This is a genomic window from Neisseria sp. HMSC061H08 (assembly GCF_001836795.1).
GTDB lineage: Bacteria > Pseudomonadota > Gammaproteobacteria > Burkholderiales > Neisseriaceae > Neisseria > Neisseria subflava_A.
The window spans coordinates 1-20,269 of sequence record NZ_KV830555.1 but is presented as its reverse complement, the minus strand read 5'-3'; the positions used below and the strand labels follow the sequence as shown (position 1 = coordinate 20,269).

Below are 20,269 nucleotides of genomic sequence, written 5' to 3'. Positions count from 1 at the left end.
CTTTGAACATGGACAACAGGGGATAGGCGGGATGGCCGCGGTGGTCTCGAAGGTAACGGATTTTTTGACGATTCAGGTATTGTTCGATCGGCTACTAATCAATCACCTGATCCAACTTCAATAGTGGGAAGCGGTCGATGTGTTTGGCGATCATGGCTTGGGCGGTTTGCTGAGAGAAGGTGCTCATGGAAAATCCCCTAAATGTCTTGGTGGGAATTTAGGGGATTTTGGAGAATTTTGCAAAGGTCTCTGACCGTCAGCGGCTCGGTGCAAATGTAGGATTTTCTTTTAAATCATTTAAAAGGCCGTCTGAAAGTATATTTTTCAGACGGCCTTTTGTATTGCTCAATGATTAGAATGGAATATCGTCGTCGATATCCTCAACCGGAGCGGTCGGTTGTGCCGGAGCAGGACGACGGGCCGGGGCAGCCGGGGGTTCTTGCGTCGGGGCAGATTGGTATTGCTGTTGAGGCGCTTGTTGGTAACTACTTTGGCTTGAATGACCGCCTTGGTTGTAGCCGTCATCGTATGGTGCGCCGCCGCTGTTGTCGTTGCGGCTGCCGAGCATTTTCATCTCATTGGCGATGATGTCGTAAGCGGTACGTTCGATACCGTCTTTGCCTTGGTATTTACGGCTTTGGATACGGCCTTCCAGGTACACTTGGCTGCCTTTACGAAGGTATTGGCCGGCGATTTCGGCGAGTTTGCGGTACATGGTGATGTTGTGCCATTCGGTACGTTCTACGCGTTGGCCGTTGCGGTCGTTCCAAGTTTCGCTGGTGGCAACGCTGAAGTTACAGACGGCCTCGCCGTTGGGCATATAGCGGACTTCCGGGTCGCGGCCGAGACGGCCGATGAGGATAACTTTATTCAATGACATTTTACACTCCTGTGATGATTTTTTCGGCGGCCTCTTGGTCGAATCCTTTTTGCAAGGCCTTGATATAAATGGTTTGTTTGTCTGCGCTGAAGCTGATGCTTTCGACGCCTTCAATTTCGGTCAGTTTTTGGTAGAGCAAATCCGGATTTTGCTGCCATTCGGCGTTAAGCGGATAGCTGAGGTTTTTGACGGGTTTTGGTGCCGGTAAGATGAGTGCCAATACCAGCCACAGCAGCATCAATACGCTACAAAAGGTAAAAACGCCTGAAAACCCATATTTTTGGAACAATAAGCCGCCGGTCGCGCCGCCGACAAACAAGCCGACTGACTGTAATGTGTTATACACGCCCATCGCCGTTCCTTTCAAATCGGACGGGGCGATTTTCGATACCATAGACGGCAGGCTGGCTTCCAATACATTGAAACCAATAAAATAAACAATCAAATAAGCGGTAATCAACCATATTGAGTGCATGCCAAACAACAAGCCAATTTGTGCCGCGGCAATGCAGACGATACCAAGGATAAACACTTGCTTGAGTTTGTTGCGCGTTTCACCAACGATAATCAGCGGCACCATAATAATCAGGCCGGTAATGGTTGACGGCAGATAGACTTGCCAGTGATGGATTTTTTCCAAACCCAGCTGCGTCATGGCAAACGGCAATGCGGTAAATAATGCCATTTGCGCCGCATGCAAGGCAAAAATACCGAAGTCGAGATTGAGCAGCTGGCGGTTTTTCAATACTTCGCCCATACGCGAAGGCTGCGCCTGTGTGTCTTCGTGCAGTTTTGACTCTTCCGGCTCCGGCGTCATCCACGCAACCACGCCGATACTGATTACCGTCAGGATACCGGTCAGCGCAAACAGGCCGGATACGCCGATAAAGCTAGCAATCATCGGCGCAAGCACCAGGCTGACCGAGAAGGTCAAGCCGATACTCAGGCCGATCATCGCCATCGCACGCGTCCGCACTTCATTACGGGTCAAATCCGCCAGCAAAGCCGTTACCGCCGCGCTGACGGCACCCGCACCTTGAATGGCACGCGCGGCAACCAACATCTGCAGGCTGTCGGCAACTGCGGCCAAAAAACTACCTGCCGCAAATACAATCAGGCCGGCATAAATCACTTTTTTACGGCCGAACTTGTCGGAAGCCATGCCCAAAGGCAGCTGCAGCAAAGCCTGTGTCAGCCCGTAAATACCCATCGCCATACCGACCAATGCTTTATTATTTTCTGCGCCGGGCAACGAAGCGGCATACATTGCCAAGACAGGCAACACCAAAAACATCCCCAACATACGCAGTGCGTAAACGCCGGAAAGTGTGGTACTGGCACGCCACTCGTGCGGAAACATTTGAATACGGTTATCTCTTGCCATAAATAATGTTTCAGACGGCCTTAATTTTGCGAAAGGCCGTCTGAAAGTGTGAATTAACAGATTTTCTGATTATACAGGATTCAAAGGAATTGCATGGGGCAAATCGCAAGCCGCTCAACCCCACTGCCATCTATTCCGCCACGCGCCCAATACGGCATTCGGATATTTGTTGCTGCCCAAGCTGCCGTTAAACCTTGCCAAGGCGCGGACAATATTGCCTTTTTCGATATTGTTGTAATGGCGCAGAATGGTGCAGCCGTAGCGCAGATTGGTGCGGATGTCGAAAAGGTTGTGCGACGGATTGCCGATATAGTTTTTCCAAAACGGCATCACCTGCATCAAACCGCGCGCACCCACGCCGCTGATGGCATATTGGCGAAACGCGCTTTCCACTTCAATCAAACCCAAAATCACTTGAGTATTGAGTCCGGCCCGGCTGCTTTCGTATTGGATATTGATCAGCAGGCGGCGGCGCTCGCCTTCATCGGGAATAAAGCGTGCCAATCGGGAAGACATCGCCGCCAACCAACGCTCCCCTTCCCTTACATCGGTAAACACCAGCCGCGCAGGGCTGGCGCTATTGATCGAACTGCGCATCACGGATGCCACGTCATCGGCCAGCGTTTCTTCACGTTGCGCTCCTGCCCATGCGGTCGCAGGCGTCAAAAGCATGACTCCGCCCACTTGCAACAGGCGGCGGCGCGATAAAAATAAGGAATCTTGGTTTTCCGATTTCATGTGTTTCTCTTTTTAGGCCGTCTGAAAAGTTCAGACGACCTTTGATATATTTGCTTAAAATCAGCATTATAAAATACATCTATGAGCAGAATCAAAGAGCTGTATTCCTTTTATTGTCAAGTGATACCGCCTCAAGTAACATTTAGGTTTTTCTAATCAAGCGGTATTTTTTATGACCACCACTCCCGCCAACGTTTTAGCCTCCGTCGATTTGGGTTCCAACAGTTTCCGCCTGCAAATTTGTGAAAACAACAACGGCCAGCTGAAAGTCATCGACTCCTTCAAACAAATGGTACGCTTTGCCGCCGGCTTGGACGAACAAAAAAACCTGAGCGAAGCCTCTCAAGAACAAGCCTTGGAATGTTTGGCAAAATTTGGCGAACGCCTGCGCGGATTCCAGCCTGAAAACGTGCGCGTGGTGGCCACCAACACTTTCCGCGTCGCCAAAAACATCGCCCAATTCCTGCCCCGTGCCGAAGCGGCGCTGGGTTTCCCCATCGAAGTCATTGCCGGCCGTGAAGAAGCACGTCTGATTTACACCGGCGTAGTGCATACCCTGCCGCCCAAAGGCGATAAAATGCTGGTTATCGACATTGGCGGCGGTTCGACCGAATTTGTCATCGGCTCGGATTTGCAACCGCTGACCACAGAAAGCCTGCCTTTGGGCTGCGTAACGTACAGCATGCGCTTCTTCCAAAACAAAGTGACCGCCAAAGATTTCCAAGCCGCCGTTTCCGCCGCACGTATCGAAATCCAGCGCATCAGCAAACTGATGAAGCGCACCGGTTGGGATTTCGCCATCGGCACGTCCGGTTCGGCCAAATCCATACGCGACGTTTTGGCGGCCGAATTGCCGCAAGAAGCCGACATTACCGCCCAAGGCATGCGTTATCTTGCCGATAGGATTATCGAAGCCGGTTCGGTTAAAAAAGCCAAATTTGAAAACCTCAAACCCGAACGCGTCGAAGTTTTTGCGGGCGGATTGGCCGTGATGATGGCCGCTTTTGAAGAACTCTCGCTGACCAAAATGACCGTTACCGAGGCCGCCCTCCGCGACGGCGTGTTCTACGACTTAATCGGCCGCAGCCTCAATGTCGATATGCGCGAACAGACAACGGCCGAGTTCCAAAAACGCTATCACGTCAGCCTCAACCAAGCCAAACGCGTTGCCGATACCGCGCAAGCCTTCATGAACAGCCTGTGCCACGCCAAAAACGTAACCGTTCAAGAGCTTGCTCTGTGGAACCAATACCTCAGCCGTGCAGGCCGTCTGCATGAAATCGGCTTGGATATTGCCCATACCGGCTATCACAAACACTCCGCCTATATTCTCGAAAACGCCGATATGCCGGGCTTCTCACGCAAAGAGCAAACCATTTTGGCGCAACTGGTTATCGGCCATCGCGGCGACCTCAAGAAAATGGCAGATATTATCGGTGACAACGAAATCATGTGGTGTGCCGTATTGTCCCTGCGCCTGGCTGCCCTCTTCTGCCGCTCGCGCCTGCCACTCGATTTGCCGCCGCAAACCCAGCTTCGCATAGATGAAAGCAACCACAGCTTCATCTTGCGCATCAACGCCCAATGGCTGGAGCAACACCCCCTCATCGCCGATGCGCTGGACTACGAAAGCGCACAATGGCAAAAAATCGATATGCCTTTCTCGGTTCAAGCACAATAAACCGCGCTCCGTTATAATAGGCAGCTGTTCAAAATCCAAACCGCAGGCCGTCTGAAAACGACAGCCTGCCATACATCAAGGAAAACCATGAGAAAACCCCAACGCGGCTACGCCCGCCAAGACCGTGTCAAAGAACAAATCATGCGCGAGCTTGCCGAACTCGTCCGCACCGGCCTGAAAGACCCGCGCGCAGGCTTCATCACCATCAACGAAGTCGAAGTCACCCGCGATTACAGCCACGCAACCGTGTTCTACACCGTCCTCGACGACAGCACGCGCGACATTACCGAAGAAGCTTTGGAACACGCCAAAGGCCATTTGCGCAGCGAATTGGCCAAACGCATCAAACTCTTCAAAACGCCCGAGCTGCACTTCAAATACGACGAATCACTCGAACGCGGCATGAGCATTTCCAGCCTGATCGACCAAGTGGCGGCGGAAAAACCGGTTGAAGACTGATACTGCTAGAATGAACAATCTGATTCCCGAACATTTAGCCGCCTATGTACATAGTGATAGCCTGCAAATTGAAGGCGAGCATCGTTGCTTTTCATTATCCTGCCAAGGTAGAGATACTTTCCACATCCGTTACTATGGAGAGCCTTTTGATGGATTGATTACCGATACTGATAAGGCTCCGGTAAAAATTGTGGCGGTAGAAGCTGTAAGCGGCGATGAAATTGTATTGTTTGATGGAGCGGAACATGGCTATAACGCTATGTTTTGCGACAAATATAGCCCAAATCAAAAGCAAAACAGAATGTTAACTGATTTGGATGAGTATACTTACCGAGTTCTAATCCATCTCTATTACAATATAGACTACGAAGATGAATATGAAGATTTCGTCAATTCTGAAGGACAAGTCCCCTTAATTGATGGCCGCATCATTAGTTTTGACTCATTAAAACGAAATGGCTTTGATGCAATCAGCGTTGATCTAATTGATGAAAAACACCCTGTTCGTGAATTATTGAATGAAGAATTAAGCTAACACACAGGCCGTCTGAATGCTTTCAGACGGCCTGAACATTACCCCCTACCTGATATGACAACCAAACCCACCAAACGCCCGGTCAACGGCGTTCTTCTCCTCGATAAACCCGAAGGCCTTTCCAGCAATACCGCCCTGCAAAAAGCGCGGCGGTTGTTCCGTGCCGAAAAAGCCGGGCATACCGGCGTACTTGATCCTTTGGCCACGGGGCTTTTACCTGTTTGTTTCGGCGAAGCGACCAAGTTCGCCCAATATCTGATTGATGCCGACAAAGCCTATACGGCCACGCTGAAACTGGGCGAAGCCAGCAGCACAGGCGATGCAGAAGGCGAAATCATCGCCACCGCACGCGCCGATATTTCATTGTCCGAATTTCAGACGGCCTGCCAAGCCTTAACGGGCGATATCCGCCAAGTGCCGCCTATGTTTTCCGCCCTCAAGCACGAAGGCAAACCGCTGTACGAATACGCACGCAAAGGCATCGTTATCGAACGCAAAGCACGCGACATCAACATTTACTCCATTGATATCACAGAGTTTGATGCACCCAAAGCCGTGATAGACGTACGTTGCAGCAAGGGTACCTACATCCGCACCCTCAGCGAAGACATCGCCAAACACATCGGCACATTTGCCCACCTGACCGCCCTGCGCCGTACTGAAACCGCTGGATTTACCATTGCCCAAAGCCACACGCTCGAGGCCTTGGCAGAATTGGACGAAGCCGAACGCGATGCCCTGCTGCTACCTTGCGATGTTTTGGTTCAACATTTCCCTAAACTCGAGTTAAACGACTACGCCGTTACCATGCTCAAACACGGCCAACGTCCCCAGTTCACCGAAAACATTTCCGCCGAACAGCCCATCCGTGTGTACAGCCGAGACGGCACATTTATCGGGTTGGTGGAATATCAAAAAGAAATAGGCCGTCTGAAAGCCTTGCGCCTGATGAATACCGCCGACCAATAACTTCCTGCAAAGAGAGCCGATCATGAAAGTCTATACCGCCGCCCAAATGCGCGAACGCGAACAAGCAGCCGTCGATAAAGGCACGAGCTTCGACCAACTGATGGAAAACGCCGGCAGCTCTGCCGCCCAAGACCTCATGCAGCGTCATCCCCAAGCCGGACGCGCCCTGATCGTTTGCGGCAAAGGCAACAACGGCGGCGACGGCCTAGTCATGGCAAGATATATGCAGGCGCAAGGTTGGCACATCGATATTCTGTTTTCACTCGGGGAAAACCTTTCCCCCTTGGCTCAAAACAATCGCGAACGCCTCAACGGTTTGCCCCATATTGAATTGATATCCTTACAAGAACTGGAAGGCCGTCTGAAAAAAGGTTACGACATCATTATCGAAGGCATATTCGGCACAGGCTTCAGCGGCGCGCTTCCAACCGAAATCGCCGCCCTCTGCCGCCAACTCAATCATTCAGACGGCCTGAAAGTCGCCCTCGATATTCCCACTGGCCTCAACTGCGACACCGCCGAAGCCGATCCCGATACATTCCGCGCAGACCTGACCTACACCTTTGCCGCCTACAAACCGGCACATTTAAGCGAGTCCGGCAAGACCTATTGTCAAGAAACCGTCTGTTTACCTATTGGCATTGATTAAATGCCTATAAAAAATAACAGGGTAAAATTTTGCACCCTGTTATTTTTGCTTACTTCCAAATCTGCACCAATTTAATCCCCAGCGCCGTCAAACCAAATGAACCGAAAACATGCAGACAGGTTGCCATCGCAGCCATACCCCAACGTTGCGCCTGCATCAAACCCACCATTTCCACAGAAAAACCTGAAAATGTGGTCAAGCTGCCGAGAAAGCCGGTAATCCAAAGCAAACGCCATTGCGGATCGGTTAAAAGTTCCGCCAATACACCAATCAGCAGCGCGCCCAACCAGTTTGCCGCCAAAGTACTGATAGAAAAAGACGCAGAAGACACCAGCACCAAACCAAACAGCCAACGCAATACAGCCCCGACAGCGGCACCGCAAACAATGGGAAAAATATAAGCAAACATAACAAGTTAAACATTCAATTCAAAAACAGGCCATCCGGTTATTAGGCCGTCTGAAAACCAAGCAAGGACGCCTTCATATCTTATTGCCAAATCTTAGGCGCGGATTTCAAATACCTGTCGTCATCGAAAGTACAAATCCATTGCGGCTTGAGCGCGATAAAAATGGCTGTTGAAATACCGCTCAAAAATGCCTCCGCCCAAGCGATTAAGAAGAAAACAGGAAAAGCGGTTTTCCACAATACAGCCGTATCAAACACATCTGCCCAGTCCAACAAACCGACCAAAACCACGCCGCTAAACACCATGCCGACCGCCGCAGCCCAAAAACCATTCAGAAAAATAAAGATAAAGATATTGGCAGGCAAACGCGACACCCAATGGCGGAAACCCAAGTTCACCAACAAAGGCGGAAGCAATACGGACAAGGCGTTGATGGGGAACATATGCCAATCGCCCCAAAGCCACAAATACGGAAAAAACAGTAAAACGCCAAGGCAGAATGCGGCAGAGGTGCCCAGCATTAAAGCCGTCAGGTTTAAAGCGAGCAAATGATAGCTCATGCCGGCCAGTTGTCCGCTTTCTGGGGAGGCATTCAAACTCCAAGCCAGCGGCAACACCACGGCAGCCAACAAAAATGCGGAACGATGCTGCGATACCGACACCCATGCCTGCTTTGCGCACAAAGCAAAAATCACCAGCAACACAGGCCATGCCGCCATCACGACACCAACGGGAAACCATCCGTTTTGAAAAATCATCTTCTCATCCGCAAAATGTTCAGACGGCCTATTATACGCGCCTCAAGCCACAGCTTTGACAATCTTGTCTGACTTTGCCGTTAAAGCTTGTTTCGGCTGGTTTTGTTTACCTGAAAAAAGCGTTAGAATAACGGACTTTGCCGTTTAATTAAGGGGATGGACGCATGCTTTGGACAATATTGGCTTTAATTCTGCTGGCCGCCATAGCCGGCTTGTTCTGGTGGCGCCAGAAACAAGAGCAAAAGTGGCGCCAAGAATTGGCACAACTCAGTGGCGACGAACAAGAAATAAACGAAGAAGACGGCTCGGTCGGTTTTTCCGGCCAACTGGACAGCCTGAAACGTTTGTTCAGCATGAACAAGCGCACTGCCGACAACCATAAAATCGCCCGCATCCGCCTGCTTTCCGCGCTCGAACACAATAAAATGCAACGCGCCGAAACAGACGAAGAGCACGCAGCAGAGCCCGTTGCCGAAGAGCCGAAACACATCTCAACGACCGAAGAAGAAATCAAAGTTGCGCCTAAAACCCGCAAATCTGCCAAGCCGGAACGTATTCCTAAAATCACGCCGTTTACACAAATGGAAACGCCCGAATACAGCCCGTCTTTGGTGCAAAACAGCAATTTTGAAGAAATCACATTAGAAGAAGCCACACGTTCCCTGCATGAAGCGGCGATTGAAGAATGGAACGAGCATTTGGCCGAAAAAAATGCGCCGATTTACAAAGACGAAGTTGAAACCCCATTGTTGCGCGCTTCATCCCTGCCGATGACCGGCATGGAAATCATCGACTACAACGATCCTGTTTTGCGCCGCACACGCGAACGTGCCTTGGCGCGCGCCAATAATGTCCGCGTGGCAGAAGCCAATGCGCCGCACATCGAAACCGTTCAGACGGCCTTAAGAACTGCCGAAAAAGAAGCCATCCTCCCCTATACTTCCATGCAGGCATTCCCTTCTGAAATCCAAGCGGAAGATATTCACGACAACCTTGCCCGCCGTACCGCCGCTCGCCACAAACTGGCTGCGGCCGTCGCCCCTTTGCGTGACTACTCTCCGCGCACCATCGAAAATGACGAAATTCTGGCCAACTTGGGACAAATCAGCCGTCCTGCCAGCCTGCGCCGCCAAGTTCGCCATACCGAAGCGGCCGCCGAAAGATGGGCTCGTAAACAAGCTGCCACGGAAGCTGTTGCACCACAACCTGCCGCACCGGCAACGCCGTCCCGTCCAAAACCGGCTGCGTCTGTTAAAAAATCCCCTTATATCTCCCGCCCTGCCGCACCAAACGCAACCGTAGTCGAACCCCCTGCCGTACCGGTAGTCCCTATGGCTAAAACCGATATTCCCGAGCCGCCCGTTTTCCAAACCTCGATTTCGCCGATTGATATTCCCGAGCCGCCTGCTTTCGAACATAAAATCCAAGTGCCGATTTTTGATGCACAAGTCAATGCGCATGTTAGCAATCAGCCTGAACGCAGTATCCGCGATTACTTAATCAGCGAATCTGCGGAAGAAGAAACAGGATTCGATGGTGAACCGGAAGCTCCTGTACAAGCGGAAGCAGAAGCGATTCAAGCGGTTGAAACCATTGAACCCGTTGAATCTGTTGAAACAATTGCAAGGCCGTCTGAATATACACAGACAGTCGTTGAAACGCCTGTTCAAAGCGTAGAACCAAGCGTTCAAGAGAGTATGCCAAGCGTAGTTCATCCGACTTCAACAACACTGACCGATGCGCTTCTGCCGACCACTGCCCTGCTCCTGCCGCCTCAGTTTGACCCGAGCGCCTCGCAAACTGAAGAACAGTTGCTGGAAAACAGCATTACCATCGAAGAAAAACTGGCCGAGTTCAAAGTTAAAGTCAAAGTGATGGACTCCTATTCCGGCCCGGTCATTACGCGTTATGAGATTGAGCCTGATGTCGGCGTACGCGGCAGTGCCGTTTTGAACCTTGAAAAAGACTTGGCGCGCTCGCTTGGCGTGGCTTCTATCCGCGTGGTGGAAACCATCCCCGGCAAAACCTGCATGGGCTTGGAATTGCCTAATCCGAAACGCCAAATGATCCGCCTGAGCGAAATCTTCAATTCGCCTGCGTTTACCGAATCCAAATCCAAACTGACCCTCGCACTCGGCCAAGACATCACCGGCCAGCCTGTTGTTACCGACTTGGCCAAAGCGCCGCATCTGCTGGTTGCCGGTACGACCGGTTCGGGTAAATCCGTAGGCGTGAACGCCATGATTCTGTCCATGCTCTTCAAAGCAACGCCGGAAGACGTGCGCATGATTATGATTGACCCGAAAATGCTGGAGCTGAGCATTTACGAAGGCATTCCGCACCTGCTTGCCCCTGTCGTAACCGATATGAAGCTGGCTGCAAACGCCCTGAACTGGTGCGTCAACGAAATGGAAAAACGCTACCGCCTGATGAGCTTTATGGGCGTGCGCAACCTTGCCGGTTTCAACCAAAAAATTGCCGAAGCCGCCGCTCGTGGAGAAAAAATTGGCAGCCCGTTCAGCCTCACGCCTGAAAATCCTGAGCCACTGGAGAAACTGCCGTTTATCGTGGTCGTCGTAGATGAATTTGCCGACCTGATGATGACCGCCGGTAAGAAAATTGAAGAACTGATTGCCCGTCTTGCCCAAAAAGCACGCGCAGCCGGCATACATTTGATTCTTGCCACCCAACGCCCCAGCGTGGATGTCATCACCGGCCTGATTAAAGCCAATATTCCGACACGCATTGCCTTCCAAGTGTCCAGCAAAATCGACAGCCGCACGATTCTTGACCAAATGGGCGCGGAAAACCTGCTCGGCCAAGGCGATATGCTGTTCCTGCCACCCGGCACCGGCTATCCACAACGTATACACGGCGCGTTCGCTTCCGACAATGAAGTTCACCGTGTAGTGGAATACCTGAAACAATTTGGCGCACCCGACTATATCGACGATATTTTGAGTAACGGTTCCACCGAAGACTTTACCGGTACCAGCCGCAGCAACGACAGCGACCTCGACCCCATGTATGACGAAGCCGTTTCCGTTGTCTTAAAATCGCGTAAGGCCAGCATTTCCAATATCCAACGCCAACTGCGCATCGGCTACAACCGCGCCGCCCGCCTGATTGACCAAATGGAAGCCGACGGTATTGTTTCCCCGGCGGAAAACAACGGCAACCGCACCATCTTGGCGCAAAGCAGCGACCATCTGGATTAATTTATCCTTGTATAAATCAAGGCCGTCTGAAAACTTTTCAGACGGCCTTTTTAAATCAGATATGGTTCAGAGATTCCAATCAAATAAACAAGCAAATAAGTAATCTATAAACAACATTTCTTACAAATCTAAATGCTTTTGCATTAACGGCATTTGCTTCACAAAAAACAAGGTTCAATCAACCAAACTCAACCTACAAAATACATATCTCTACCCGTTTGTCACTATTTTCAGACGGCCTTTTGTCAAGACCGGAAAAAACAGGTAAATCCGTTTTTCGATTAGAAACAATATTATTATGATTCATGCCCTCGGCAACACCCCAACCTTTACGAGGAAAAACAAATGAAAAAATATTTTGCAGAATTTTTCGGCACTTTCTGGCTGGTATTCGGCGGCTGCGGTAGCGCAGTATTGGCAGCAGCCTACCCTGAACTCGGCATTGGCTTTGCCGGTGTCGCCTTGGCGTTCGGCTTGACCGTACTGACCATGGCTTACGCCGTCGGCCATATTTCCGGCGGCCACTTTAACCCTGCCGTTTCCGTCGGCCTATTCATCGGCGGCCGTTTCAACGGTAAAGACCTGTTGCCTTACATCGTATCCCAAGTCATCGGTGCGATTGCCGCTGCAGGCGTTCTGTATCTGATTGCTTCCGGTAAAACCGGTTTTGATGCTGTTGCTTCCGGATTTGCCAGCAATGGTTTCGGCGAACACTCTCCTAACGGTTACGACATGATGGCCGCGTTGCTGATCGAATTCGTCCTGACCGCATTCTTCCTGATCATCATCATGGGTTCTACCGACAAACTGGCTCCGGCCGGCTTTGCCCCTATCGCCATCGGCCTGGGTCTGACCCTGATTCACTTGATCAGCATTCCTGTGACCAATACTTCCGTCAACCCTGCACGCTCTACCGGCGTTGCCTTGTTCCAAGGCGGCTGGGCTGTTGAACAACTGTGGTTGTTCTGGTTGGCCCCTATTGCCGGCGCAGCAGTGGGCGCGGCTATTTACCGCTTCGTTTTGGCTAACGACGACAAATAATCTGAACGGAATGATATTTCCGGTGCGGCCGATACCCTAAACCGTCCGCACCCAAGTTGCCGAGATACAAACGCACCGCCTGACTCAGACGGTGCGTTTGTTTTTACCATGTTACAATACTTTCTTTTCTCACATTCTCAAACCATCATGCAAACCTTACCTTTTCAAACCGATATCGCTGCCAGAATGCTGGTCAATACCGAAAACGAAACCATCCATCCCGATGCCGTATTCGTACAAACGCAAAACGGCTATTGGATTGCTTGGCACGACCAACAATCCGCCCTGCTTGCCCCCGACACACCGCCCGATATTCCCTGCTTTTGGGTAGAAGGCGCAGAAAGCTTGGAAGAGCTGGTAAACATGGTAGAAAACGGTGAATTTGACGAAGTCGAAGAATTTGACGGAGACGATGATGCTTGGCAAGAAGCACTCGGATGCGGCCATCATCACGAAGGACACTGCGGATGCAGCCATTGAGATGCACAAAACGCCTGCTTCCGGCACTTGCCCTTTGTCTGACGCTTAACGGCTGCGTTGTAGGCGCGGCTGTCGATTTGGCTGCTACAACTGTCCTGACTGCCGGAAAATTGGTTGTCAAAGGAACGGGGGCAGTGATTGATGCCGCCATTCCCGACGGTAAAAAAGACAAGGATAAAGAAAAAGAGAAGGAAAAGAGCAAAGAAAAGCCAAAATCGGAAGAAATCATCTATAAGGAAGAGTCCTCCAACGAAGTAACGCAATAATCCTTCAGACGGCCTCAGTAAGGTAACCAATCCTACTGAGGCCGTCTGAACATTCATCCTTACATATAGCCCTGTTCGCGCAAAGAGCAGGTTTCTTTTGCCGTCACGATAAAATGGTCCAACAGCGTAATATCGACCAAACTTAAAGCCTGTTTCAAACGCTCTGTAAACTGTACATCAGATTCAGACGGCCTTGCCGAACCGCCCGGATGGTTGTGTGCCAAAATCAAACTGTCGGCATATTCATCCAATGCCAATTTGACGATTTCACGGATATAAACCGTATTTTCCGCTACCGTACCGCGCGACAATTCCCGTACCGCAATCAATTGATTTTGACGATTGAGCAGCAAAGCAACACTGACCTCGATTTTTTCATGCCCAAGGTGCAGGCGCAGATAATCCGCAACCGATTTCGGGTTTGACAAAACAATCTGCTCCTGCAAATCTTCACCCAAAATCCGCCGCCCGATTTCTTTGACCACGGCAAACTGAGTATAGCTCGCCAAACCCATGCCCTTGCAAGCAGAAAGTGTTTTGGCATCCGCACTCATCAGCTTTCCCAAACTGCCGAACTCGCTCAACAAATAACGCGCCAAATCAACCGCGCTCATGCCGCGCGTTCCGACACGCAATAAAATCGCCAGCAACTCCGCATCACTCAACGCCGCCGCGCCGCGCTCCAACAGCTTCTCACGCGGTCGTTCCCCTTCAGGCCATTCTTTAATACTCATGTTTTCCCTTTTATTCATATAGCGGATTTAGTTTCAATTCTGAGTAAAACCGCCTCACCCGATATAAAACGTAATCCACTATGGTTTTAGCAAATAAATGCAATTTGCGTATTTTATTCTATTTTGAATAATTGTTTAAGACATTCGTATAACAATTAAACCCTTTTGTGCAGAAAAACAACGTTACCCATTTTTACTATCTTGTTCCCCTGCCTGCCTTTCCTTTCCTATTTGTTTCAAATCAGCCGACACAAGCAATTTCATATTGCCCCTAACAGGCTTAGGCTAATATAATATTGAGTTTGCCGAGAGCAAAAGCTTAGGCTTAAACTGCTTTCTATCCACGCTGCCCGTGCGCTTTACAAGAGTTTCAGACGGCCTCCGTCCGACTCCCGCCAGCAATCAAACAGCTTTTTATCACCCATTCGAAAATCCGTTTTGCCGGTACTCGTCTTTCTTTTTGGAGTATTGCCATTATGACCGCAACCACTGCGTCTTCAGCCAAACCTTATTTGCAAATCCAAGGCTTGGTGAAAAAGTTTGGTGACAATTACGCTGTCGATAACATCGACTTGGACATTTACCAACATGAAATCTTTGCCCTTTTGGGCAGCTCAGGCAGTGGCAAATCCACACTGCTGCGCATGTTGGCAGGCATGGAAAGCCCCAATCAGGGCAAAATCATTCTTGACGGTCAAGACATTACCAAGCTTGCCCCGTATGAGCGCCCAATCAACATGATGTTCCAAAGCTATGCCCTGTTCCCGCACATGAGCGTTGAACAAAACATTGCTTTCGGCCTGAAACAAGACAAAATGCCTAAAGGCGAAATCGATGCCCGCGTCGAAGAAATGTTGCGCCTGGTGCAAATGACCAAATACGCCAAACGCAAGCCGCACCAACTTTCCGGCGGCCAGCAACAACGTATCGCTTTGGCGCGCAGCCTGGCAAAACGTCCGAAAATCCTGCTGCTTGACGAACCTTTGGGCGCACTCGATAAAAAACTGCGCCAACAAACCCAACTGGAATTGGTCAACACGCTGGAACAAGTCGGCGTAACCTGCATCATGGTTACCCACGACCAAGAAGAAGCGATGACGATGGCTACCCGCATCGCCATCATGTCCGACGGCCAATTGCGCCAAGTCGGCACACCTAGCGACGTGTACGACTATCCTAACAGCCGCTTTACCGCCGAATTTATCGGCGAAACCAATATTTTTGACGGCGTCGTTATTGACGACCGCGCCGATTTCTCCATCGTCAAATGTGACGGCTTGGAAAACCACGTCCGCATCGACCACGGCCTGGGCGTTCCGAACGATCATGAAATTTGGATCAGCATTCGCCCTGAAGACATTGATTTGCACAAAGAAAAACCGGAACACTTGGGCGCGCACAACTGGGCCCAAGGCACGGTTAAAGAAATTGCCTACTTGGGCAGCTTCGCGATTTACCACATCAAACTTGCCAACGGCCGTGTCGTTAAGAGCCAAGTTCCCGCACCTTATTGGTATGTGCGCAACATTACGCCGCCGACCTGGGACGAGACTGTCTACATCAGCTGGCCTGAAAACCAACCGACACCTCTGTTCAGTTAATTTGAGGGAAATGCAATGAACCTTAAAAAACTGAAAAACAAACTGTTCCGCCGCCCCGGTCAGCGTGCAGTGATTGCCGTGCCGTATATTTGGCTTTTGATTCTGTTTCTGATTCCGTTCGCCATCGTATTGAAAATCAGCTTTGCCGAACAAGAAATCGCTATTCCGCCATTTACGCCGTTGACAACGATTGATGAAGACTTAGGCCGTCTGAACATTGCCATCAGCTATCAGAACTACGCCGATATCTTCCAAAACTTTTGGAATACGCTCAATCCGTTTGGCGACAGTGAAAACAGCAATATCTATCTGATGACCTACTGGTCTTCGATTAAGACTGCGCTGACGACGACCATTATCTGCCTGTTGATTGGTTATCCGACCGCTTATGCCATTTCACGCGCCAATCCGGCTGCGCGCAACGGCCTGCTATTGGCAATCATGCTGCCTTTCTGGACCTCTTTCCTGTTGCGTGTTTACGCATGGATGGGCTTATTGGGACACAACGGCATCATCAATAATTTCTTAATCAAATATGGAATCATCAGCGAGCCTTTAGACCTGTTCTACAATGCGTTCTCGCTGAATTTGGTGATGGTTTACGCCTATTTGCCGTTTATGATTTTGCCACTGTACACACAACTGGTAAAACTGGACAACCGTCTGCTCGAAGCCGCTTCCGACTTGGGCGCAGGTCCGATCAAATCCTTCTTTACCATTACCCTGCCTTTATCCAAAACAGGCATCATTGCAGGCTCTATGCTGGTCTTCGTGCCGGCCGTCGGTGAATTTGTGATTCCTGAATTGGTGGGCGGTTCTGAAAACCTGATGATCGGTAAAGTATTGTGGCAGGCATTCTTCGACCAAAACAACTGGCCGCTGGCTTCTGCTGTCGCCGTCGTCATGGTTGCCCTGCTGGTTGTACCGATTGCCCTGTTCCAGCACTATGAAAACCGCGAATTGGAAGAAGGAGGCAAATAATGCAGAAAACCAAATTATCCTGGTTCTTGAAACTAATGCTCCTGCTCTCGCTGGCATTCCTCTATATTCCGCTGGTGGTTTTGGTCATCTATTCTTTCAATGAATCCAAGCTGGTTACCGTTTGGGGCGGTTTCTCAACCAAATGGTATGGTGCATTGATGGAAAACGACACCATCTTGGAAGCGGCCTGGCTGTCATTGCGTATCGCCATCGTTTCCTCACTTGCCGCCGTAGCACTCGGCACATTGGCTGGTTACGCCATGGCGCGTATCAAGCGCTTCCGCGGCAGCACCCTGTTTGCCGGTATGATTTCCGCGCCTATGGTGATGCCTGACGTGATTACCGGTTTGTCCATGCTGCTGTTGATTATTCAGGTGCAAATGTTCCTGCAAGGCAGTGAATTGTTGCAATCGCTCTACTTCGATCGCGGCTTCTTCACCATCTTCCTCGGCCACACCACACTTTGCATGGCGTACATTACCGTCGTTATCCGCTCGCGCTTGGTGGAATTGGATCAATCCTTGGAAGAGGCTGCTATGGACTTGGGTGCCCGTCCGCTGAAGATTTTCTTCGTGATTACCCTGCCGCTGATTGCCCCTGCGATTGCTTCCGGCTTCCTCTTGGGCATTACCCTGTCTTTGGACGACTTGGTGATTACCTCCTTCCTGTCAGGCCCGGGTTCATCGACATTGCCGCAAGTAATTTTCTCCAAAATCAAACTCGGCCTTGACCCTCAGATGAACGTTTTGGCAACCATCCTGATCGGCATCATCGGTACGCTGGTGATTGTCGTCAACTACTGGATGATGCGTCAGGCAACCAAACGGGAACGCGAGGCTGCCGAAGCCTACCGCCAAGAAAAATTGGCAGCCGAAAAAGCCGCCTAATATGCAGACAGGCTGTCCGATAAAGTGTCGGAACAGCCTGTTTTATTAACTGCATTTTATCCTTTCAGACGGCCTGAACTTAAGCCCATATTCCAGGCCGTCTGAAAACCTGTTTTCAATGAAGTTAAAACCAACCTAAAGCCCAAATCATGATCAATCCCAGCTTCAAAGAATACCTTCCTTCCTACTATGTCAGCACAGCCAATCCCCATCCGTCTTATCCGACGCTCGAAGGCCGTCTGAAAACTGAAACCTGCGTTATCGGTGGCGGCTTGACCGGTTTATGCACCGCCCTACCGCTTGCCGAAAACGGCCATGAAGTCATCGTACTTGAAGCCGCACGTATCGGTTTCGGCGCATCAGGCCGAAGCGGCGGACAAGTCATCAGCGATTTTGCCTGCGGTATGGAAGAGATCGAAAAACAAGTCGGCTTAGAACAGGCCCAATGGTTCTGGCAGCAATCTCTGCAAGCCGTTGAACTGGTTGACTCGCGCATTCAAAAACACAATATCCAATGCGATTGGCAACGCGGCTACGCGACCGTCGCCGTCCGTCCTCAGCATTGGGAAGAATTGCAGCAATGGCACGAATACGCCCAAAAACATTATGGCGCAAGCCATTACCAGCTTTGGGATAAAGCCATGCTGAAACAACAACTTGCCAGCGATAGGTATCAAGGCGCGCAATTTGATCCTTTATCCGGCCACTTGCACCCGCTCAATTACACCCTAGGCATTGCCAAAGCGGCAGCCGATGCAGGTGCACAACTTTTTGAGCAATCCCCGATGACACGTATCGAGCCATGCGATAACGGCTGGTTGGTACACACGCCCAATGGCAGCGTTGAGTGCAAAAACCTCGTTTATGCCGTCAATACTTATGCCGGTTTGCACCCGAAATTCAAAGTATTGGAACAAAAAGCCATTGCCGTCAGCACCTTTATCATCGCCACCGAGCCTCTGGGCGAGCGTGCCAAAGACCTGATCCGCAACAATATGGCCATCTGCGACAACCGCCACGTCCTCGACTACTACCGCCTCAGCGCCGACGGCCGCCTGCTCTTCGGCGGCAAAGACAACGAGTTTATCGACGATCCAGACCGCATGACCGAACTCGTCCGCCAAGACATGTTGAAAGTTTTCCCACAACTTACCGATGTCAGAATCGAACATTCTTGGGGCGGCGAATGCGACATCACGCGCAACCTCGCCCCACATTTCGGCCGCCTCGCCCCTACCGTTTTCTACGCCCAAGGCTATTCCGGACACGGCATGGCAATTACCGGCATTGCCGGTTTGGCGATTGCCGAAGCCATCATGGGTGATGACAGCCGTCTGAAACCTTTCGAGCAACTGCGCCACAGCAACATTATTACCCAACCATTCCTGCGCAAACTCGGCTCTTACCTCGGTTCCAAATACTACCAGTGGAAAGACAGCCATTAAACCCAAACGACAAACATATTTCAGACGGCGGCAGATTCAAGTAGAATTTAGGCCGTCTGAAAGCGTAGACACGACAAAATTCAATCATTTATCAGCAAGGAAACCATCATGAGCAACCATCACAAACTTATCATCCTCGGCTCCGGCCCTGCCGGCTATACTGCCGCCGTCTATGCCGCCCGCGCCAACCTTAACCCTGTAATCATTACCGGCGTTGAGCAAGGCGGACAACTGATGACCACCACCGAAGTGGACAACTGGCCTGCCGACGCCGAGGGCGTACAAGGTCCGGAACTGATGGCCCGTTTCCAAGCTCATGCCGAACGCTTCGGCACTGAAATGATTTTTGACCAAATCCACACCGTTGATTTGCAAAACCGTCCGTTTACCCTCAAAGGCGATATGGGCGAATACACTTGCGATGCACTCATTGTTGCTACCGGTGCATCCGCCAAATATTTAGGTTTGCCAAGCGAAGAAACCTTTGCCGGCAAAGGCGTTTCCGCCTGTGCAACTTGTGATGGCTTCTTCTATAAAAAACAAGATGTTGCCGTAGTCGGCGGTGGCAATACCGCTGTAGAAGAAGCCCTCTACCTTGCCAATATCGCCAACACTGTTACCCTGATTCACCGCCGCGACAGCTTCCGCGCCGAAAAAATCATGGTGGACAAACTGATGCAACGGGTTGAAGAAGGTAAAATCATCCTCAAGCTCAACAGCTCAGTCGATGAAATCTTGGGCGACGAAAGCGGCGTTACCGGTGCACGCCTAAAACACAATGACGGCAGCACTGAAGAAATCGCTGTCAAAGGTGTTTTCATCGCCATCGGCCACAAACCCAACACCGATATTTTCAAAGGCCAACTCGATATGGATGAAACCGGCTACCTGAAAACCAAAGGCGGTACCGGTGACAATGTCGGCGCAACCAATATCGAAGGCGTATGGGCGGCAGGCGACGTCAAAGACCATACCTACCGTCAAGCCATCACCAGCGCAGCTTCCGGCTGCCAAGCCGCGCTTGATGCCGAACGTTGGCTCGACCGCCACGGCGTATGAGCCTCTAAGCTACGTCCTATTCTTTAAAACATAATCAAAAGGCCGTCTGAAATTTCAGACGGCCTGAGACCTTTGCAAAAAAGTCCTTCCCCCAA

General features: G+C 50.7%; 20 protein-coding genes and 1 pseudogene. 14 read left to right on the top strand and 7 right to left on the bottom strand.

The features are described from left to right. The 4 genes and pseudogenes from HMPREF2675_RS11170 to HMPREF2675_RS00940 form a co-directional block, all read right to left on the bottom strand. Window positions 1–187: pseudogene (locus HMPREF2675_RS11170) on the bottom strand (IS5/IS1182 family transposase); the annotation flags it as partial. A gap of 165 nt (window positions 188–352) precedes the next feature. Then, complete coding sequence (gene ssb / locus HMPREF2675_RS00950; protein ID WP_070813743.1) at window positions 353–880, bottom strand: single-stranded DNA-binding protein; 528 nt, start codon at window positions 878–880, stop codon at window positions 353–355. A 1-nt stretch (window position 881) separates the two neighbouring features. Beyond that, the gene (locus HMPREF2675_RS00945; RefSeq protein WP_070813742.1) at window positions 882–2,264 is read right to left on the bottom strand and encodes an MFS transporter; all 1,383 of its coding nucleotides are present in this window, start codon (window positions 2,262–2,264) and stop codon (window positions 882–884) included. 114 nt (window positions 2,265–2,378) lie between these two features. After that, entirely contained in the window at window positions 2,379–3,002 is a 624-nt protein-coding gene (locus HMPREF2675_RS00940; protein WP_070813741.1) for a lytic transglycosylase domain-containing protein, read from the bottom strand. Between the two features lie 172 nt (window positions 3,003–3,174). Between HMPREF2675_RS00940 and ppx the strand changes: the two genes are divergently transcribed. From ppx to HMPREF2675_RS00915, 5 genes are all read left to right on the top strand, one after another. Further along, the gene (gene ppx / locus HMPREF2675_RS00935; RefSeq protein WP_070813740.1) at window positions 3,175–4,683 is read left to right on the top strand and encodes an exopolyphosphatase; all 1,509 of its coding nucleotides are present in this window, start codon (window positions 3,175–3,177) and stop codon (window positions 4,681–4,683) included. A gap of 87 nt (window positions 4,684–4,770) precedes the next feature. Next, complete coding sequence (rbfA, locus tag HMPREF2675_RS00930; protein ID WP_003685554.1) at window positions 4,771–5,142, top strand: 30S ribosome-binding factor RbfA; 372 nt, start codon at window positions 4,771–4,773, stop codon at window positions 5,140–5,142. Between the two features lie 10 nt (window positions 5,143–5,152). Continuing rightward, window positions 5,153–5,677, top strand: a complete 525-nt coding sequence (locus HMPREF2675_RS00925) for a hypothetical protein (RefSeq protein WP_070813739.1) — start codon at window positions 5,153–5,155, stop codon at window positions 5,675–5,677. 54 nt (window positions 5,678–5,731) lie between these two features. Further along, window positions 5,732–6,646, top strand: a complete 915-nt coding sequence (truB, locus tag HMPREF2675_RS00920; protein WP_070813738.1) for a tRNA pseudouridine(55) synthase TruB — start codon at window positions 5,732–5,734, stop codon at window positions 6,644–6,646. Window positions 6,647–6,668: 22 nt separating this feature from the next. Next, complete coding sequence (locus tag HMPREF2675_RS00915) at window positions 6,669–7,295, top strand: NAD(P)H-hydrate epimerase (RefSeq protein WP_070813737.1); 627 nt, start codon at window positions 6,669–6,671, stop codon at window positions 7,293–7,295. 49 nt (window positions 7,296–7,344) lie between these two features. On the opposite strand, the gene HMPREF2675_RS00910 is transcribed toward HMPREF2675_RS00915, so the two are convergent. Both HMPREF2675_RS00910 and HMPREF2675_RS00905 read right to left on the bottom strand, forming a co-directional pair. Then, a complete protein-coding gene (locus HMPREF2675_RS00910) occupies window positions 7,345–7,704 on the bottom strand; it encodes a CrcB family protein (protein WP_070813736.1) in 360 nt (119 codons plus the stop codon). Between the two features lie 80 nt (window positions 7,705–7,784). Continuing rightward, window positions 7,785–8,462 carry an energy-coupling factor ABC transporter permease gene (locus tag HMPREF2675_RS00905; protein ID WP_070813735.1) on the bottom strand — a complete coding sequence of 226 codons (678 nt, stop codon included), beginning with the start codon at window positions 8,460–8,462 and terminating at the stop codon, window positions 7,785–7,787. A 164-nt stretch (window positions 8,463–8,626) separates the two neighbouring features. Here HMPREF2675_RS00905 and HMPREF2675_RS00900 point away from each other — a divergent pair, with 164 nt between their 5' ends. From HMPREF2675_RS00900 to HMPREF2675_RS00885, 4 genes are all read left to right on the top strand, one after another. Continuing rightward, window positions 8,627–11,680 (top strand): DNA translocase FtsK, encoded by a 3,054-nt coding sequence (locus HMPREF2675_RS00900; RefSeq protein WP_070813734.1) that lies wholly within the window; start codon window positions 8,627–8,629, stop codon window positions 11,678–11,680. A 345-nt stretch (window positions 11,681–12,025) separates the two neighbouring features. After that, window positions 12,026–12,721, top strand: coding sequence for an aquaporin Z (gene aqpZ / locus HMPREF2675_RS00895; protein WP_063067881.1), 696 nt, complete (start codon window positions 12,026–12,028; stop codon window positions 12,719–12,721). Between the two features lie 147 nt (window positions 12,722–12,868). Continuing rightward, on the top strand, window positions 12,869–13,201 hold the full coding sequence (locus tag HMPREF2675_RS00890) for a general secretion pathway protein GspG (protein ID WP_070813745.1): 333 nt from the start codon (window positions 12,869–12,871) through the stop codon (window positions 13,199–13,201). Continuing rightward, window positions 13,189–13,467 (top strand): NF038104 family lipoprotein, encoded by a 279-nt coding sequence (locus HMPREF2675_RS00885; protein WP_070813733.1) that lies wholly within the window; start codon window positions 13,189–13,191, stop codon window positions 13,465–13,467. The genes HMPREF2675_RS00890 and HMPREF2675_RS00885 overlap by 13 nt, the downstream gene beginning before the upstream one ends. Before the next feature lie 59 nt (window positions 13,468–13,526). Here HMPREF2675_RS00885 and radC read toward each other — a convergent pair whose 3' ends face one another. After that, entirely contained in the window at window positions 13,527–14,201 is a 675-nt protein-coding gene (radC, locus tag HMPREF2675_RS00880; protein WP_070813732.1) for a RadC family protein, read from the bottom strand. A 476-nt stretch (window positions 14,202–14,677) separates the two neighbouring features. Between radC and potA the strand changes: the two genes are divergently transcribed. From potA to trxB, 5 genes are all read left to right on the top strand, one after another. Then, window positions 14,678–15,802, top strand: coding sequence for an ABC transporter ATP-binding protein (gene potA, locus HMPREF2675_RS00875; protein WP_003746147.1), 1,125 nt, complete (start codon window positions 14,678–14,680; stop codon window positions 15,800–15,802). A 15-nt stretch (window positions 15,803–15,817) separates the two neighbouring features. Further along, window positions 15,818–16,783 (top strand): ABC transporter permease subunit, encoded by a 966-nt coding sequence (locus HMPREF2675_RS00870; protein WP_003746146.1) that lies wholly within the window; start codon window positions 15,818–15,820, stop codon window positions 16,781–16,783. Further along, the gene (locus HMPREF2675_RS00865; protein WP_003679574.1) at window positions 16,783–17,670 is read left to right on the top strand and encodes an ABC transporter permease subunit; all 888 of its coding nucleotides are present in this window, start codon (window positions 16,783–16,785) and stop codon (window positions 17,668–17,670) included. Before HMPREF2675_RS00870 ends, HMPREF2675_RS00865 begins: the two co-directional genes overlap by 1 nt. Before the next feature lie 149 nt (window positions 17,671–17,819). Then, complete coding sequence (locus HMPREF2675_RS00860; RefSeq protein ID WP_070813731.1) at window positions 17,820–19,115, top strand: NAD(P)/FAD-dependent oxidoreductase; 1,296 nt, start codon at window positions 17,820–17,822, stop codon at window positions 19,113–19,115. Window positions 19,116–19,223: 108 nt separating this feature from the next. Next, a complete protein-coding gene (gene trxB / locus HMPREF2675_RS00855) occupies window positions 19,224–20,174 on the top strand; it encodes a thioredoxin-disulfide reductase (RefSeq protein ID WP_049329772.1) in 951 nt (316 codons plus the stop codon). Window positions 20,175–20,269 lie beyond the last annotated feature (95 nt).

What these genes read in the sequence shown, in the direction of transcription:
- ssb (WP_070813743.1), bottom strand. Translation starts at nt 880, where the DNA reads ATGTCATTGAATAAAGTTATCCTCATCGGCCGTCTCGGCCGCGACCCG.
- HMPREF2675_RS00945 (WP_070813742.1), bottom strand. Translation starts at nt 2,264, where the DNA reads ATGGCAAGAGATAACCGTATTCAAATGTTTCCGCACGAGTGGCGTGCC.
- HMPREF2675_RS00940 (WP_070813741.1), bottom strand. Translation starts at nt 3,002, where the DNA reads ATGAAATCGGAAAACCAAGATTCCTTATTTTTATCGCGCCGCCGCCTG.
- ppx (WP_070813740.1), top strand. Translation starts at nt 3,175, where the DNA reads ATGACCACCACTCCCGCCAACGTTTTAGCCTCCGTCGATTTGGGTTCC.
- rbfA (WP_003685554.1), top strand. Translation starts at nt 4,771, where the DNA reads ATGAGAAAACCCCAACGCGGCTACGCCCGCCAAGACCGTGTCAAAGAA.
- HMPREF2675_RS00925 (WP_070813739.1), top strand. Translation starts at nt 5,153, where the DNA reads ATGAACAATCTGATTCCCGAACATTTAGCCGCCTATGTACATAGTGAT.
- truB (WP_070813738.1), top strand. Translation starts at nt 5,732, where the DNA reads ATGACAACCAAACCCACCAAACGCCCGGTCAACGGCGTTCTTCTCCTC.
- HMPREF2675_RS00915 (WP_070813737.1), top strand. Translation starts at nt 6,669, where the DNA reads ATGAAAGTCTATACCGCCGCCCAAATGCGCGAACGCGAACAAGCAGCC.
- HMPREF2675_RS00910 (WP_070813736.1), bottom strand. Translation starts at nt 7,704, where the DNA reads ATGTTTGCTTATATTTTTCCCATTGTTTGCGGTGCCGCTGTCGGGGCT.
- HMPREF2675_RS00905 (WP_070813735.1), bottom strand. Translation starts at nt 8,462, where the DNA reads ATGATTTTTCAAAACGGATGGTTTCCCGTTGGTGTCGTGATGGCGGCA.
- HMPREF2675_RS00900 (WP_070813734.1), top strand. Translation starts at nt 8,627, where the DNA reads ATGCTTTGGACAATATTGGCTTTAATTCTGCTGGCCGCCATAGCCGGC.
- aqpZ (WP_063067881.1), top strand. Translation starts at nt 12,026, where the DNA reads ATGAAAAAATATTTTGCAGAATTTTTCGGCACTTTCTGGCTGGTATTC.
- HMPREF2675_RS00890 (WP_070813745.1), top strand. Translation starts at nt 12,869, where the DNA reads ATGCAAACCTTACCTTTTCAAACCGATATCGCTGCCAGAATGCTGGTC.
- HMPREF2675_RS00885 (WP_070813733.1), top strand. Translation starts at nt 13,189, where the DNA reads ATGCAGCCATTGAGATGCACAAAACGCCTGCTTCCGGCACTTGCCCTT.
- radC (WP_070813732.1), bottom strand. Translation starts at nt 14,201, where the DNA reads ATGAGTATTAAAGAATGGCCTGAAGGGGAACGACCGCGTGAGAAGCTG.
- potA (WP_003746147.1), top strand. Translation starts at nt 14,678, where the DNA reads ATGACCGCAACCACTGCGTCTTCAGCCAAACCTTATTTGCAAATCCAA.
- HMPREF2675_RS00870 (WP_003746146.1), top strand. Translation starts at nt 15,818, where the DNA reads ATGAACCTTAAAAAACTGAAAAACAAACTGTTCCGCCGCCCCGGTCAG.
- HMPREF2675_RS00865 (WP_003679574.1), top strand. Translation starts at nt 16,783, where the DNA reads ATGCAGAAAACCAAATTATCCTGGTTCTTGAAACTAATGCTCCTGCTC.
- HMPREF2675_RS00860 (WP_070813731.1), top strand. Translation starts at nt 17,820, where the DNA reads ATGATCAATCCCAGCTTCAAAGAATACCTTCCTTCCTACTATGTCAGC.
- trxB (WP_049329772.1), top strand. Translation starts at nt 19,224, where the DNA reads ATGAGCAACCATCACAAACTTATCATCCTCGGCTCCGGCCCTGCCGGC.